The sequence below is a fragment of the Oceanobacillus sp. MO10714A genome (assembly GCF_037072045.1).
Taxonomy (GTDB): domain Bacteria; phylum Bacillota; class Bacilli; order Bacillales; family Amphibacillaceae; genus Oceanobacillus; species Oceanobacillus indicireducens.
Genome location: NZ_JAXHDC010000001.1, coordinates 39,396 through 55,317 on the forward strand (window position 1 = coordinate 39,396; position 15,922 = coordinate 55,317).

Sequence of the window (15,922 nt, forward strand, 5' to 3'; positions counted from 1 at the left end):
TTTCGGTAAGATGGTCTATTTTCACATGATAGCTCGTATATATTGTAGTACAAACCATCGCAGGGAGGTATTGCATGAAAGCGAGTCGATTATTAATTCCAGGTGTATGTGCGTCATTATTGTTACTGACAGCCTGTTTCCAAGGGGAGCAGTCTTCTGTTGAAATCGATCCACCAGAAAATGCAGAAGCAGTGAATGATACAGCAAACAATGATCAAACGGAGGTAGAGGACGTCGAAGCGGATGAGGAAAACACTGAAGAAGCTGCAGATATGATTGCCCGCCAGCTATATTTGATTGATGAAAACGGCATGGTCGCCTCACAAATAATTGAATTGCCATTGCTTGATTCAAATGAAGTTGCAACCCAAGTATTAGAGTATCTAGTTGATGATGGACCGGTAATGGATCTACTGCCAAATGGTTTTCGTGCGGTTTTACCCGCAGGAACGGAAGTACTTGGTTTAAATCTTTTAGAGGACGGGACAATGGTTGTAGACTTTTCCAAGGAATTTGAAGAGTATGCCGCTGAAGATGAAGTGAAAATACTTGAAGCGATTACACATACTTTAACACAATTTGATAGTGTAGAACGGGTTCAACTTTGGGTTAATGGCCATCCACTGGATGAAATGCCGGTAAATGGTACACCGATTGGGAAAGGTTATTCGCAGGCACATGGAATTAATGTTATGCAGAATGACACGATTGATTTTATTAATAGCGAGGCAGTAACAATGTATTACCCTGCAAGTGATCAGGAGAATCGTTATTATATCCCGGTTACTCAATATGTAGGTGCTGAGAATGAAGAAGAAATGTTTGAAGCGATTGTCACTTCTTTAATGGAAGGTCCAGGCTTTATGGCAAATGTGACTCATGTATTCAATGATGAGGCAATGCTCGTGAGTGAGCCTGTCCTATCGGAGGGTGTGTTGGAACTCACCTTTAACGAAGCGATATTAAAAGATGTAGAAGAAGCAGTTATTGCCGACGAAGTGATGGAGACGATTGTCCGAACATTAACAGTACAAGATGAAATTGACGCTGTGGATATTAAAGTGGAGAATAAGGATGTTATTGCAAATGAGAACGGGGAACCATATAGTGACCCTGTTACTGCGGACTTCTTTGTTCCAAGTGAGAAGCTTTAATAAAAGGATTCCGAAGCTGGGGGATGCCCTGGCTTCTTTTTGTTTCATAGCATGTCAAATACTTTTTTAAAGTTTTTGAGCAACCTTAATAACCATTATTTCATACATAAGGAAACTATAAAATAAAAATACAGTGGATTATTAATCTGCAACTTTTGTAGGAATGATGATTTTTCTTTCGGGAAAAGTATGGTAAGCTTGATTTGACGAATGAGGAGGATTTTTACATGAGAAATGATGGAAGAAAAATAAATGAATTAAGACCTATTAAAATGGAAAAAGATTATATTATGCATCCTGAAGGTTCAGTATTGATCGAAGTGGGGAATACAAAAGTAATCTGTAATGCAAGTATTGAAGACCGAGTACCACCATTTATGAGAGGGCAAGGGAAAGGTTGGATTACTGCTGAATATGCGATGCTTCCACGGGCAACAGAGAAACGAAATATCCGGGAGTCCTCCAAAGGGAAAGTCACGGGGAGAACGATGGAAATTCAACGACTCATTGGACGTGCATTACGTTCCGTTGTTGATTTAGAAGGGTTCGGTGAGCGCACGGTATGGGTAGATTGTGATGTCATTCAAGCGGATGGTGGGACCAGAACTGCTTCCATTACCGGAGCCTTTGTGGCGATGACACTTGCGCTCGGAACTTTACTGGAAAAAAAGCAAATCAAGTCCTTGCCTGTAAAAGATTATCTAGCAGCGGCATCAGTCGGAATACTATCATCTGGAGAAGCGGTTCTTGATTTAAATTATGAGGAAGATGCCGATGCAAATGTAGATATGAATATTGTAATGACTGGTGCAGGTGAATTTGTGGAAATCCAAGGTACAGGAGAAGAGGCCACATTCTCGAAGAATGAGCTCTTTACCATGTTGGATTTGGCTGATGAAGGTTTACAACAGTTATTTGAGTTACAGAAAGAAATACTGGGGGAGCTTGGAGAATCAATTGGAAGCGGGCAAGTGGCGCAGGGCGAGGAAATTTAAATGAAAGAAATCATTATCGCAACTCGAAATAAGGGCAAAGTCAACGAATTTATCGATTTTTTTAAACCCTACGGTATTAAGGTGCAATCCTTGCTGGAAATTGCTGAACAACTCCCGGATGTTGAAGAGACTGGGGATAGTTTTGCAGAAAATGCGACACTTAAAGCGGAGCAAATTGCAGAGTTGTTGAATCGTCCTGTTCTAGCAGACGACTCCGGTCTCGTCGTTGATGCGCTCCATGGTGCTCCGGGAATTTATTCCGCCCGTTATGCCGGAGAGGAAAAAAGTGATGAAGCAAATAATCAAAAGCTACTCAAGAATTTGCAGGAAGTTCCGCAAGATAAGCGAACAGCAAGATTTGTTTGTGTACTTGCAATCGCCGTTCCTGGTGAAGAAACAACGCTTTACAGGGGTGTCTGTGAAGGGAAGATAGCGCTTAATCCCAAAGGGACGAATGGTTTCGGCTATGATCCACTGTTTATCCCTAATGGATATCAACAAACGATGGCAGAATTAAGCTCTGCTGAAAAAAATCAGATAAGCCATCGAAGTAACGCAATAAAACAATTGAAAAACTGGGAAAAGCTAACTTGAGGTTAAACATCCTCTTTACATGAAAAAGGACGAACAGAGAGGGAGATGCAGCATGACGAAAGTTTTAATTGTCAGTGATAGTCACGGACTAGCAGAAGAGCTATCGGAAATCAAAGAAAGGCATGAGGTTGATTATCTCATCCATTGCGGAGATTCTGAGCTTGATATCGACTCCGGTCCAATGGAAGATTTTTATAAAGTAGCAGGGAACTGTGACTTTGACAACCGTTATCCGATAGAGCAAACTATGGAGATTGATGGCTTAAACTTCCTCATTGTTCACGGGCATCTGCATAAAGTGAATTATGGTTTAACCGCACTTTCATTACGTGCGCGGGAAGCGAATGCCGATGTAGTTTGTTTCGGCCATACACATGTCGCTGGTGTTGTACAGGAAGGGGAACAGCTATTTATTAATCCAGGCAGTATCTATCAGCCAAGGGGTGGGATGCAAGAGAAAACTTATGCTATTTTAGAATGGGATACAGGTCAGCAGGATATAGCTGTGAAGTTTTATACCCTCACTGGCGAACATTATAGAGCGTTGGATTATCCGAAGAATACTTGATGCTTCAATAGCTTGCTAAGGAATTTAGTTTCTTGGCGAGCTTTTTTTAAATTAGAGTAAGATGTTTCGAGGTGAGGACAAATAACTCATTTTACAAAGCCTATAACCCATTCGTATCGTCTGTATTAGTATGTCGAGACTTGCAGACGTCTCCAGAATGCGAAGCGGTACAATGGAAAAGAGAAATAGTACGTTACAAAAATCTTTTAAAATAGGTATTGACATTTTATGTGAAACTGCTATAATAAATCTTGTTCGCTTCTAAAACATACTTTTACATAATGAATTTTTAAAACTAAATAAATAAGCAACCTGCGGGTGTAGTTTAGTGGTAAAACCTTAGCCTTCCAAGCTGATGATGAGGGTTCGATTCCCTTCACCCGCTCCATGTCCCAATAGCTCAGCTGGATAGAGCAACAGCCTTCTAAGCTGTAGGTCGTAGGTTCGAATCCTACTTGGGACGCTTTTCAAACAGCAAAAGAGAAACCTAACTTGTTTTAGGTTTCTCTTTTGTATTATGATAAGATATATATACTTTTATCTACTTGCTTGCGCTTTCGAACCAGATGAAACAACTCCTCGATTGGATGAACGGAACTAAACTGTAGCAGAGAATGCAAAAAGCTGCTTTTTTTCTTTCTCTTCACCACGGTGCTACCGTCCATAGAACTTCTGCCTTTAAGTGGGGGAATTATGTAGGTGGGAGATAATGGATGCTAACACCCTGATCATTCAACTACATCCCGCCGGAGAAGAGTAAACTTCCCGCTGAATGAAGTTTCATTTTATGTTTCATATTCAATTGGAAGGGTAAAACTATTTATTAAGTCATTCTCATATAAAATGAAACAAAAGGAGGAGGTGACCTGAGAAAAATGAAACCTGGGAATATCATTTTGTTTCCAAAATGGCAAAAAGTGTTAGAAGAAGAAAGTGTTGCAGCAATTAAAGAAAAGAAATTCGAGGATGCTTTAGAAAAATTAGATAACCTATTAAGCTATGACGTGAAAAATCATGATATTTATACCGGTAAATTAATCTGCTTAATGGAACTGGAACGTTATAAGGAAGCGCAAGAACTCTGTGAATCTTTAATAGAAGAAAAAGATTCCCACTACTATCAATACATACATATTTATTTAACATTATTATTCCAAACAGATCAGTATGATACATTAATTGATGTAGTATCTGTGGAATTAGAAAGCGGAAACGTACCAAATCATTTGCAAGAACCATTTAAACAGCTCTACACGATGAGTGAAAAAATGCGGCTGAATGTGGAACTGGAGCGTTCGAATGTTTTTCTGAATGCACTCTATGATGCTGTTCACCAAGATAATCATATCGAACAATGGAGACTTATTGACAAACTCAGTAAAACGACAATCCAACCAAATGAGAAAGTGATTTCGTTGCTTGTAAATGAACATATCCATCCGCTTGTCAAAACAGCCATCTATTTATGGTTGAAGAATTTAGGAGTAGCAAAACCAATAGAAGTACATAAGTTTGGTATTCAGATGAAGATGACGCCAAGTGAAACGCCGGAGGTTAATGAAAGTGCAATCGCGAAAGAAATTGCTACCGAGATTAAGAAAATAGAGCAAAGCAATCCATCACTATATGAGGTGATGAATACGCTTTTAGAACATTATCTCTATGCGCTCTATCCGATTACACCATCAATTGATGAATCATTTTATATCGCGGAAGCATTATTTCAGATTGGGAATGACTATTTAAACATCGCCGTGTCCACATCAGAACAGGCAGAGGTAGATAAGTATATCCAAGAAATTAAAACAACCGATCTATTATATGCAAGTATTATTGATGATTAGGAACAAAGGCGCAAGCGCCCTTACAGGCTAAAAACGCGACGTCCTGTCGCAACGCCTGTACTAGCACATCCTGTGCGTCGTAGCAACGTACAAACTGTGCCTCCCAGGACGGGAGGTAGTTCGATGTTGCCCCAGGACGGGGCGAACTTAATCGAACTTCCCTTTTACGAAAGATTTGCTAGTTGCTGGGCGCTGGAGCCGGACGTGGCTGGCCCTTGACACCTATGTTATCACAGCATTTTTAATTTATAGTTTCTTATACAGGAACAAAGGCTTGAAAGACCTCTCAATTATGGTATAATGATTAAGTTGTAAAAATTGAAAACGAACCCTAAAAAAATGTTATTAAGTTAAACAATAGATGTTGGAGGTAATTAATAATGACAGCGAAATGGGAAAAACAAGAAGGAAATAAAGGGATTTTAACATTTGAAGTTCCTGCTGAAGAATTTGATCAAGCATTAGATCAAGCATTTAAAAAGGTAGTAAAAGATGTGCAGCTTCCAGGTTTCCGTAAAGGAAGAGTTCCGCGTGGGTTATTTGAACAGCGTTTCGGAGTAGAATCCCTTTATCAGGATGCGGTAGATATCGTATTACCAGAAGCTTACTCAAAAGCAGTTGACGAGGCGGATATTTTCCCAATTATACAGCCGAGTGTAGATATCGAACAAATCGAAAAAGGAAAAGCATTAATCTTCACTGCAGAGGTTGAAGTGAAGCCTGAAGTTACTTTAGGTGAATATAAAGGACTAGAAGTAGAAGAAGAATCTGTTGAAGTGACAGATGAAGATATCGAGCAAGAATTAAAAAACCTTCAGGAGCAACATGCAGAGCTTGTTGTTAAAGAAGATGGGGAAATTGCAGAAGGCGATACGGTTGTTATCGACTTTGAAGGTTTCACTGACGGAGAAGCGTTTGAAGGCGGTAAAGGTGAAAACCATAGCCTGGAAATCGGTTCTGGTCAATTCATTCCTGGATTCGAAGAGAAATTAATCGGTAAGAAACCAGGTGAAGAAACCGAAATCGATGTAACCTTCCCAGAAGAATACCATGCAGAAAATCTAGCCGGTAAGGAAGCAACTTTTAAAGTTAAAATTCATGAAGTCAAAGCAAAAGAACTTCCAGAACTTGATGATGAGTTCGCGAAAGATGTTGATGATGAAGTAGAGACACTTGATGAACTCAAGACGAAAAAGAAAGAACAAATGCTGGAAGAAAGAACGCAAGCGGCAGAAACTGCAAAACGTGAAAGTCTAATTGAAAAAGCATCTGATAATGTTGAAGTTGATATTCCAGATGCAATGGTAGAAAATGAATTGGAACAAATGCTTGCTGAATTTGAACAACGTCTACAGATGCAAGGAATGACGTTAGAAATGTATTCCCAATTCTCTGGTCAAGATGAAGACGCGCTGAAAGAACAAATGAAAGAAGATGCGGCTAAACGAGTGAAAACTAGCTTGACGCTTGAAGCAATTGCAAATGCGGAAAATCTTGAGGCTACAGAAGAAGAAGTGAATGAAGAGATTGACAAGATGGCTGGCATGTACGGTGTAGATAAAGATCAACTTGTTCAAATCCTTGGTGGAAACACAGAAACAATCCAAAACGATCTCAAAATAAGAAAAGCAATCGATCTATTAGTGGAACATAGCAAAGCAGCTAACTAATCATCCCAGCTAAGACAAGACAACATGAACAAGGTGCGAGTTCCCTCGCACCTTGTTTCTGTATAACCGAAACGGAACAAGCATTAATTTACATTTCACTGACTTAACGGTTGCTATCTGTCATATAGATAAGTAATATGGAATTAATTAAAATGGATATCATGCTACAAGGTTTATCGTTTTGTTTTTTATTTCGTATCTGATATGATTGCTATAATTAAGTCAGGAAATTTAATTTTCTTATGAACTATAGGGGTGAAAAAATGTTTAAATTCAATGAAGAAAAAGGACAATTAAAATGCTCCTTTTGTGGAAAGAATCAGGAACAGGTTCGTAAATTAGTTGCCGGGCCTGGTGTCTATATATGTGATGAATGTATTGTGTTATGTACAGAAATTGTAGAAGAAGAACTCGGTTCGGAAGATGCGATGGAATTTACAGAAATCCCAAAACCAAAGGAAATCTGTGAAATCCTTGATGATTACGTCATTGGGCAAGATCAAGCGAAGAAGAGCCTGTCTGTAGCTGTTTATAATCACTATAAACGAGTCAACTCGATAAATAAAACCGACGATGTAGAACTGGCGAAAAGTAACATCGCTCTGATTGGACCTACAGGAAGTGGTAAAACATTACTAGCTCAAACATTAGCACGCATCATTAATGTGCCTTTTGCTATGGCTGACGCTACATCACTTACAGAAGCTGGTTATGTAGGAGAAGATGTCGAGAATATTCTTCTTAAACTAATCCAAGCAGCCGATTATGACGTGGAAAAAGCGGAAAAAGGAATTATTTATATCGATGAGATTGATAAAGTAGCAAGAAAGTCTGAAAACCCATCAATTACAAGAGACGTTTCAGGTGAAGGTGTACAACAAGCTTTACTTAAGATTCTGGAGGGGACGGTTGCAAGTGTACCACCACAGGGCGGACGCAAACATCCACATCAAGAATTCATCCAAATCGATACGACAAATATCCTATTTATCGTAGGAGGAGCCTTTGACGGAATTGATCAAGTAATTAAGCGCCGTCTTGGTAAGAAAGTTATCGGGTTTGGAGCGAACGAACAACAAGAAGATTTGGACATGGGTGCACTGCTTTCCAAAATTTTACCAGAAGACTTGCTTCGCTATGGATTAATTCCCGAATTCATTGGTCGTATTCCGGTTATCTCCAGCTTAACACCATTGGATGAGGATGCCCTTATTCAAATTCTGACAAAACCTAAGAATGCGCTCGTGAAACAATATGAGAAGCTATTTGAAATGGATGATGTGGAACTGGAGATGGAGGAAGCTGCTCTACGTGAGATTGCGAAGAAGGCAATCGAACGGAAGACAGGTGCCCGGGGTCTTCGTTCCATCATTGAAGGGCTTGTACTTGATGTTATGTTCGAGCTTCCTTCCCGTGAAGATATTACGAAATGTATTATAACAGAGGATACGGTGAAAGAAGAACATGGCAGTCCCAAGCTTGTATTCCGTGACGGTACGGTAATTGAAGGAAATGAGAATTTACCAAAAGAAAGTGCATAATGTGAAGTAGAACATTTTTGCGATAATGGAGACTGGCTGCTTAAAAGATGCTCTCGTCTGTTTGAAGAGCCTATTAGCAGTAAGTCTCCATTTCTGTATGTATAAATAGGATATTGGGGAATAGTACTTACTACAACATGTAAATCAACTAACTATTTTTTTCGGTTGAACGGATTAACATAGAGATATACATATTCATTTTGGAGGTCGTTATCATGGTTAACAAAATAAAGAAAGTCCCCCTCCTGCCTTTACGCGGTTTAATTGTGTTTCCATCCATGGTTTTACATCTGGATGTTGGAAGAGATAAATCGATCGCAGCTCTGGAGAAAGCAATGGTTGATGATCAACTTATATTCCTGGCTGCACAGAAAAAAACGAGCATTGATCAGCCGAAAATAGATGAGATATACCGAATTGGTACACTTGCAAAGGTCAACCAAATGCTGAAGATGCCTAATGGCACGTTGCGTGTATTGGTAGAAGGACTGGACCGTTATGAAATTGTCCGCACGATCGATGAAGAAGACGAGTTTTTAGTAGAAATTGCGCAACTTGAAGAAGTACATGCAGATCAGACGGAAGAAGAGGCACTCATGCGTGCACTACTTGAACAATTTGAGCAGTATACAAAGCTTTCCAGGAAAGTGTCTAGTGCAACAGCAAAGTCAGTTGTGGATATGGAGGACCCGGCACGGGCCGCTGATATTATTAGCTCACACTTATCCATTAAGTTAAAGGAAAAACAGACATTATTAGAAATGACGAATGTCACCGAACGTATGCAACACATCATTAGCTTAATTACGAATGAAAAGAAAGTATTAAGCATTGAAAAGAAAATCGGTGAACGAGTTAAAACATCCATGGAGAAAACCCAGAAAGAATATTATTTGCGTGAACAATTAAAAGCAATTCAAAAAGAACTCGGTGATAGGGATGGTAAATCCGGTGAAGTCAGTGAATTAAGAGAAAAAATTGACAAATCCGATATGCCGGAACATATTTACGAAATTGCCCTTAAAGAATTAAGCCGTTACGAGAAAGTACCACAAAGCTCTGGAGAAAGCTCTGTCATTCGCAATTACTTGGATTGGTTATTAGATCTGCCATGGACAAAACAAACGCAAGATACAATTGATATTAATGAAGCTGAAAAAGTATTAAATGAAGGCCATTACGGACTGGAGAAAGTAAAAGAACGCATCTTGGAATATCTAGCTGTCCAAAAGCTGACGAACTCTCTAAAAGGTCCAATTCTTTGTCTAGTTGGGCCGCCTGGTGTTGGGAAAACATCCCTTGCACGTTCCATTGCTCAGTCCGTAAATCGAAATTTCGTGCGTATTTCCCTCGGTGGAGTGAGGGATGAAGCGGAAATAAGAGGTCACCGAAGGACTTATATTGGTGCAATGCCAGGCAGGATTATCCAAGGAATGAAGAAGGCAGGTACTATAAATCCGGTATTTTTACTCGATGAAATTGATAAGATGTCAAATGACTTCCGCGGGGATCCCTCCGCTGCAATGCTCGAAGTATTGGACCCAGAGCAGAACAATAGTTACAGTGATCATTTTATCGAAGAAACATATGATTTATCGAAAGTATTATTTATTGCAACGGCAAATAATGTGAATAGTATTCCTGGTCCGCTTTTAGATCGGATGGAATTAATTTCTCTTTCGGGCTATACGGAAGTGGAAAAGCTCCATATCGCAAAAGAACACTTATTGCCAAAACAAGTTAAAGAAAACGGATTAAAACCATCCAATTTACAAATTAGAGATGAAGCGCTCCTGCAAATTGTAAGAACTTATACTAGGGAAGCGGGCGTCCGTAATCTGGAAAGACAACTTGCTAAAGTTTGTCGTAAAGCAGCCAAAATTATTATTTCTGGTGAGAAGAAAAGAGTAGTCGTCACGGTCAAGAATTTAGAGGATTTCCTAGAGAAACCATTATACCGTTATGGTTTAATGGAAGTGGTAGACCAAGTCGGTGCTGCAACCGGTCTTGCTTATACATCAGCAGGTGGCGATATCTTATCTATTGAAGTATCCCATTATCCTGGAAAAGGTAAATTAATTTTAACTGGTAAGCTAGGTGAAGTGATGCAGGAATCTGCGCAAGCTGCTTCCAGTTATGTCCGTTCCCGTGCCAAGGAACTGCACATCCCTGCTGACTTTTATGAGAAGTTTGATATTCATATCCACGTGCCGGAAGGAGCCACGCCAAAAGATGGGCCTTCAGCGGGAATTACCATTGCAACGGCACTTGTCTCGTCACTTACTGGCCGAGCTGTTCGGAAAGAGGTTGGAATGACTGGGGAAATAACACTACGGGGAAGAGTACTTCCTATCGGCGGCTTAAAAGAAAAATCATTAAGTGCACACCGGGCTGGCTTAACGACAATCATTATTCCGAAAGAAAATGAGAAGGACATTGCCTCTATTCCAGAAAGTGTACAACAGAATGTAACATTTATCCCGGTTAGTCATTTAGATGAAGTATTGGAAATCGCATTAGTGGAGGAAGAAAATGAAAATCAATCAAGCGGAAATCGTAATTAGTGCGGTCACGAAGAAGCAATACCCGGAGGAAGGCTTATCTGAGATCGCTTTAGCGGGACGTTCGAATGTCGGAAAATCATCTTTTATCAATACATTGATTAATCGAAAAAACTTAGCTCGAACGTCACAAAAACCAGGAAAAACTCAAACGTTGAATTTTTATAAGTTAAATGAAGCTTTTTACTTTGTAGATGTGCCGGGCTATGGCTATGCAAAGGTATCCAAGAAAGAAAGAGAAAAATGGGGTAAAATGATGGATGAATATTTCCAGCAAAGAGAGAACTTGAAAGCAGTTGTTCTCGTTTGTGATGTCCGTCATGAACCGACAGACGCCGATGTCCAAATGTATGATTATCTAAAATATTATGAGCTTCCTGTCATTATCATCGCAACGAAACTTGATAAAGTAAAAAAATCAAAACAACATCAACATGTGAAAGTAGTAAAAGACACGTTTGAAGTTGATGCAGAAGATATTGTCATTCCCTTTTCAGCAGAAACAGGTGAAGGGAAAGACCAAGCTTGGCAAGCAATTAAACAATATTTATAAGGTTCACCTCCTCTTTCGGAAATTTCTACTTTCGCGTAAAGAGGAGGTCTTTCCTCTGAAATGACTCTACTTCTTTCTTAATAAGACAAAACCTAAGATGATTAGTGCGATTGGCCAATACCTTTCCACTAAAGCAATTACATCATATATCCAATAAAAATAGGAATGAAACGCGGTTGAGTATATAAATAATACCCCGACAGCAAGAAAGGCAATACCTGGGAGAAAGCCCGATTTCGTTTTAAAATAGCGAATTATAAAGGCTAAACCAATTATGATTAAATAAACTGCCCAATGATCAATCCAAAAATGATAATGAGTTGATCCGTGTAAGTGGATCCCGATACCGAGAATAAGAATACCGGTGAAAATATGTTGATAACTGCGGGAACGGTAACTGTGAATCAAAAAGGCTAGTCCTATGATAATTAAAAGGGTTTGCCAAGAATAGAAATCAGTAATGATCGGTAGTTTCAATTCACGCAGCAGAAAAAATACGCCAATCCCAATTAATATGTAAGCAAGTAAAGGATTTTGTGTTCTCATCCATCTTCTCCTCTAACAAATAATAATCAATTTTAACATTACACCCTCAACCTTTGCACCTGTAAATTAATCATACGAATCCTTTCATTCAGCGTAAGTGTGTGCAACCTTCTCCTGTAGGTCCGCAGTCCAGACACCTCTCGCTTTCCGCAGGCGGCTGGTGAGCCTCCTCGGGCTGTCGCCCTGCGGGGTCTCACCTATGCCTTTCGACGAACAGGAAGTTCTAATGCCGGCGTTGGTCACAGGACGTGACCGTTCTTAGCCGGCCTCCTGCTGGAGTCTCGAGGTGTCTGGACTGCTCCGAGGAAAGGCGTGATTTGGATTACTGTTTAATATTCCAAAAGTACAATCCTTATCATAACGGAATAATTTCTTTTTAAAATAATCCTTTAGACCAGTTCAGTTGCCCGGCGGACGGTGACTCCTACGGGAATAGCACGAGTCCAGACCTGAGCAGGAAGCGGTTTTCTTCCGAGGCAGACTAAGATCGCCACGTCCTGTGGCAACGTCTGACATTAACGTCCTGTGCGTCGAGGCTTCGGCTGTGCCCGCGGAAAGCATCCGTCCACCGGGCAACTGAACGGCGATTAGAACGCCATAATTAGTGAACGAACCACACACTTACGCTGAATGAAAGCAAATTGAGGTCTTAGACTGTGAAAGTTTTGTTACATTATAACTGTAACAAAATTGTAATTGTGCTAAAGCTGTAAAATTACTGGATAAAGCCTTATGATATAATAATACTATACTTATAGTGGAATATGTAAATTCAATTACGGAAAAATGATTGATTACTTCTGGAGGTAAGACACGTGCACATTTTAAAAGTTGGATTTAACTACAAGAATGCTCCGGTTGCAATTAGGGAGAAACTGACATTCTCCGAGGAGTCTTTACATGAAGCAATGATTGAGCTAAAAGCTAGAAAAAGCATCTTAGAAAACGTCATATTGTCAACTTGTAATCGTACGGAAATTTATGCGGTTGTCGATCAGTTACACACCGGAAGATACTATATTAAAACATTTTTAGCTGATTGGTTCGGGATTGACAGAGCTGAATTTGAAGAGTACTTGCAGATTAACGAAAATGACGATGCACTGGAACATCTATTTCGGGTGACGACTGGTTTAGATTCGATGGTGCTTGGGGAAACACAGATTCTTGGTCAAATGAAGGATGCATTTTTTACATCCCAGAGAGTGAAAGCGACCGGAACGATCTTTAATGAACTGTTCAAACAAGTTATCACCTTTGGAAAGAGGGTACACCATGAAACAGCGATCGGTGAACATGCCGTATCAATAAGTTATACCGCTGTCGAATTGATTAAAAATAAATTAGGAAAAATTCGTGATAAAAATATAACGATTCTCGGTGCAGGAGAAATGGCCGAACTTGCTGTGAAAAATTTACAAGGTGCCGGCGCATCGAATCTCACCATTGTTAACCGGACGTATTCGAAAGCAGAAACAATGGCAAGAAAATTTCAAGTGGAAGCAGAACCAATGGAGAAACTACTGGAAGTTCTGCAATCGACTGACATCTTATTTACGACAACTAGCGCTGAAAATATCGTACTAACAAAGGAAATGCTCGAACCAGTTCTTTCTAGAAGAGAAGGCAGAGCTTTATTTTTAGTTGATATCGCTGTTCCTCGGGATATAGATCCTGCAATCGGTAAACTTGATAAAGTATATTTATTTGATATTGACGATTTACAGCATATTGTCGATGAGAATTTAGAAGAAAGAAGAAAAGCTGCAAATGAAGTGGAGCAGCTACTTCATGAAGAAATTATCGACTTTAAAGAGTGGCTCCGCACGCTAGGTGTTGTCCCGGTAATTTCCGCACTTCGGAAAAAAGCTTTAGGCATTCAAGCGGAAACGATGAAAAGTATTGAACGGAAAATGCCTGATTTAACAGAGCGGGAGAAAAAGGTTCTGAGTAAGCATACAAAAAGTATTATTAATCAATTGTTAAAGGAGCCGATTACTCAGGCAAAAGAATTGGCTGGATCGGAGAATGCGGAAGAAAGTCTGCAGCTTTTTGTAGATATATTCGGCATTGAAGCGGAAGTAGTTGAGGAGTTCGAAAAGCAAACGGAAAAAAATGAAAGTATGAAAGAATTGAATCGACCGGAAAACTCTCCGCTCCCTCGGATTAAGGAGATTTCCAGTATATAGAGACAAAGAGACGGATTCGCAATTAGGAGGTTTTTTCATGCGGAAAATTATTGTTGGATCAAGGCGAAGTAATCTTGCCTTGACACAGACGAAATGGGTTATTGAACAATTAAAAAAAGCAGGGGTGAAAAATGAATTTGTCATCGAGGAAATTGTTACAAAAGGCGATCAGATCCTTGATGTCATGTTATCAAAAGTAGGCGGTAAAGGCTTATTTGTAAAAGAAATTGAGCAAGCCCTTTATGATAAGCGTATCGACTTTGCAGTTCATAGTATGAAAGATATGCCTGCTGTACTTCCGGAAGGCTTAATAATTGGCTCGATTCCAGTTCGGGAGGATTATCGAGATGCTTTCATTTCAAAAAATGATCTGAAACTGAACGAATTACCAGCGGGAGCAATTGTTGGTACCAGCAGTTTACGCCGTAGCACGCAAATCCTTGCCGCGCGCCCAGATCTTGAAATAAAATGGATTCGCGGCAATATTGAAACCCGCCTTAGAAAGCTTAAAGAAGAAGATTATGATGCAATTATTCTTGCAGTCTCTGGCATTAAACGAGTTGGTATGGACTTATCGATAGTTACAGAATACCTTGATCCTGAAGTTTGTGTACCAGCAGTCGGACAAGGAGCTCTTGCGATTGAGTGCCGGGAAGACGATGAGGAAATAAGAGAAATCCTCTCCTTAATCAATGATGAGGAGACAACGGAAACGGTCACAGCAGAACGGACATTTTTAGACTTGCTTGAAGGTGGTTGTCAAGTGCCGATTGGCGGTCATGCCTATTACAAGGAGGATGAACTTGTAATGACAGCGTTGGTCGGAACCCCTGATGGTAAAACAATTTTGAAGGAAGTAGTAAAAGGAAAAAACCCGGTTGAAGTTGGAACAGAAGCTGCGGACTTGCTTATTAATCAAGGAGCAAAAGAAATCGTTCAAAATGCGAAAGAGGAGCAGGAGTAATGTCCGGTGACTTAAAGGGGAAACGTATTATCGTGACAAGGGAAGCCGGTCAAGCGAAAAGTTTCTCGGAAAAAATACGAGAACTCGGAGGCATACCGATTGAAATCCCGCTTCTTCGGATAAATAGTATAACAGCAAGCAATGAGCAGGATGTTTTCAATCGTCTGAAAAGCTATGATTGGATTATTTTCACGAGTGCAAATGGCGTGAATTGCTTTTTTGCTGCATACGATAAAAATGGTGTCCATTTTGGGGAGCAAGTAAAAATCGCTGCGGTTGGTCATAAAACAGATTTGGCACTACAACGATTCGGCTATACAGCTGATCTCGTGCCTGATACATATGATGCAGAATCTTTGGCAGCGATTTTCTTGCCGATTTACCAAAATAGAGAACAGATTTTATTAGTGCGAGGTAGTCGTTCCTTGGATATTTTACCGAAAAAGTTTATGGAAAGAGGCATTACTTTCGATTCGATAGAAGTATATGAGACAATGATAAATGAAGGTATAAAAGAACGATTGAATGAAGTGATACAGAAGAATGCCTTTGATTATCTCACCTTTACAAGCCCTTCAACAGTGAACGCATTTATTGACTTATATGGAGAACCTGTTTCGGTTCCTTGTGTCTGTATCGGTACAACAACGGAAAAGGCGGCAAGTGCGGCAGGTTTCAACCAGTTGATCACTGCAAAAACATTTACGATTGAAGGAATGCTCGAAGCAATGATTCAAGATTAA

The 15,922-nt window shown here is 39.9% G+C and carries 13 protein-coding genes and 2 tRNA genes; 14 read left to right on the forward strand and 1 reads right to left on the reverse strand.

Features of this window, described 5'->3' with window-relative positions:
- The first annotated feature begins 74 nt into the window (after positions 1–74).
- From SPD53_RS00220 to yihA, 11 genes are all read left to right on the forward strand, one after another.
- Positions 75–1,154: a GerMN domain-containing protein gene (locus SPD53_RS00220; protein ID WP_156858025.1), complete on the forward strand. Its 1,080-nt coding sequence runs from the start codon at positions 75–77 to the stop codon at positions 1,152–1,154.
- A 227-nt stretch (positions 1,155–1,381) separates the two neighbouring features.
- Positions 1,382–2,149, forward strand: a complete 768-nt coding sequence (gene rph / locus SPD53_RS00225; protein WP_156858024.1) for a ribonuclease PH — start codon at positions 1,382–1,384, stop codon at positions 2,147–2,149.
- Complete coding sequence (locus tag SPD53_RS00230) at positions 2,150–2,743, forward strand: XTP/dITP diphosphatase (RefSeq protein WP_156858023.1); 594 nt, start codon at positions 2,150–2,152, stop codon at positions 2,741–2,743.
- 52 nt (positions 2,744–2,795) lie between these two features.
- The gene (locus SPD53_RS00235; protein WP_156858022.1) at positions 2,796–3,311 is read left to right on the forward strand and encodes a metallophosphoesterase; all 516 of its coding nucleotides are present in this window, start codon (positions 2,796–2,798) and stop codon (positions 3,309–3,311) included.
- Positions 3,312–3,625: 314 nt separating this feature from the next.
- Positions 3,626–3,699 (forward strand) — tRNA-Gly (locus SPD53_RS00240).
- Between the two features lies 1 nt (position 3,700).
- Positions 3,701–3,774 (forward strand) — tRNA-Arg (locus SPD53_RS00245).
- A gap of 412 nt (positions 3,775–4,186) precedes the next feature.
- Positions 4,187–5,155 carry a tetratricopeptide repeat protein gene (locus SPD53_RS00250; RefSeq protein WP_156858021.1) on the forward strand — a complete coding sequence of 323 codons (969 nt, stop codon included), beginning with the start codon at positions 4,187–4,189 and terminating at the stop codon, positions 5,153–5,155.
- Positions 5,156–5,535: 380 nt separating this feature from the next.
- Positions 5,536–6,825, forward strand: coding sequence for a trigger factor (gene tig / locus SPD53_RS00255; RefSeq protein ID WP_156858020.1), 1,290 nt, complete (start codon positions 5,536–5,538; stop codon positions 6,823–6,825).
- A 263-nt stretch (positions 6,826–7,088) separates the two neighbouring features.
- A complete protein-coding gene (gene clpX, locus SPD53_RS00260) occupies positions 7,089–8,366 on the forward strand; it encodes an ATP-dependent protease ATP-binding subunit ClpX (RefSeq protein WP_156858019.1) in 1,278 nt (425 codons plus the stop codon).
- Between the two features lie 215 nt (positions 8,367–8,581).
- Complete coding sequence (gene lon / locus SPD53_RS00265) at positions 8,582–10,930, forward strand: endopeptidase La (protein WP_336251335.1); 2,349 nt, start codon at positions 8,582–8,584, stop codon at positions 10,928–10,930.
- Positions 10,899–11,480 (forward strand): ribosome biogenesis GTP-binding protein YihA/YsxC, encoded by a 582-nt coding sequence (yihA, locus tag SPD53_RS00270; RefSeq protein WP_156858017.1) that lies wholly within the window; start codon positions 10,899–10,901, stop codon positions 11,478–11,480. The genes lon and yihA overlap by 32 nt, the downstream gene beginning before the upstream one ends.
- Before the next feature lie 66 nt (positions 11,481–11,546).
- On the opposite strand, the gene SPD53_RS00275 is transcribed toward yihA, so the two are convergent.
- On the reverse strand, positions 11,547–12,026 hold the full coding sequence (locus SPD53_RS00275; protein WP_336251336.1) for a LiaI-LiaF-like domain-containing protein: 480 nt from the start codon (positions 12,024–12,026) through the stop codon (positions 11,547–11,549).
- Positions 12,027–12,841: 815 nt separating this feature from the next.
- Between SPD53_RS00275 and hemA the strand changes: the two genes are divergently transcribed.
- Genes hemA through SPD53_RS00290 form a run of 3 tightly spaced genes read left to right on the forward strand, consistent with a single transcriptional unit; the run spans position 12,842 to position 15,922 of the window.
- On the forward strand, positions 12,842–14,215 hold the full coding sequence (hemA, locus tag SPD53_RS00280) for a glutamyl-tRNA reductase (protein ID WP_336251337.1): 1,374 nt from the start codon (positions 12,842–12,844) through the stop codon (positions 14,213–14,215).
- A gap of 37 nt (positions 14,216–14,252) precedes the next feature.
- On the forward strand, positions 14,253–15,179 hold the full coding sequence (gene hemC, locus SPD53_RS00285; RefSeq protein WP_156856306.1) for a hydroxymethylbilane synthase: 927 nt from the start codon (positions 14,253–14,255) through the stop codon (positions 15,177–15,179).
- The gene (locus SPD53_RS00290) at positions 15,179–15,922 is read left to right on the forward strand and encodes a uroporphyrinogen-III synthase (protein WP_156856305.1); all 744 of its coding nucleotides are present in this window, start codon (positions 15,179–15,181) and stop codon (positions 15,920–15,922) included. Before hemC ends, SPD53_RS00290 begins: the two co-directional genes overlap by 1 nt.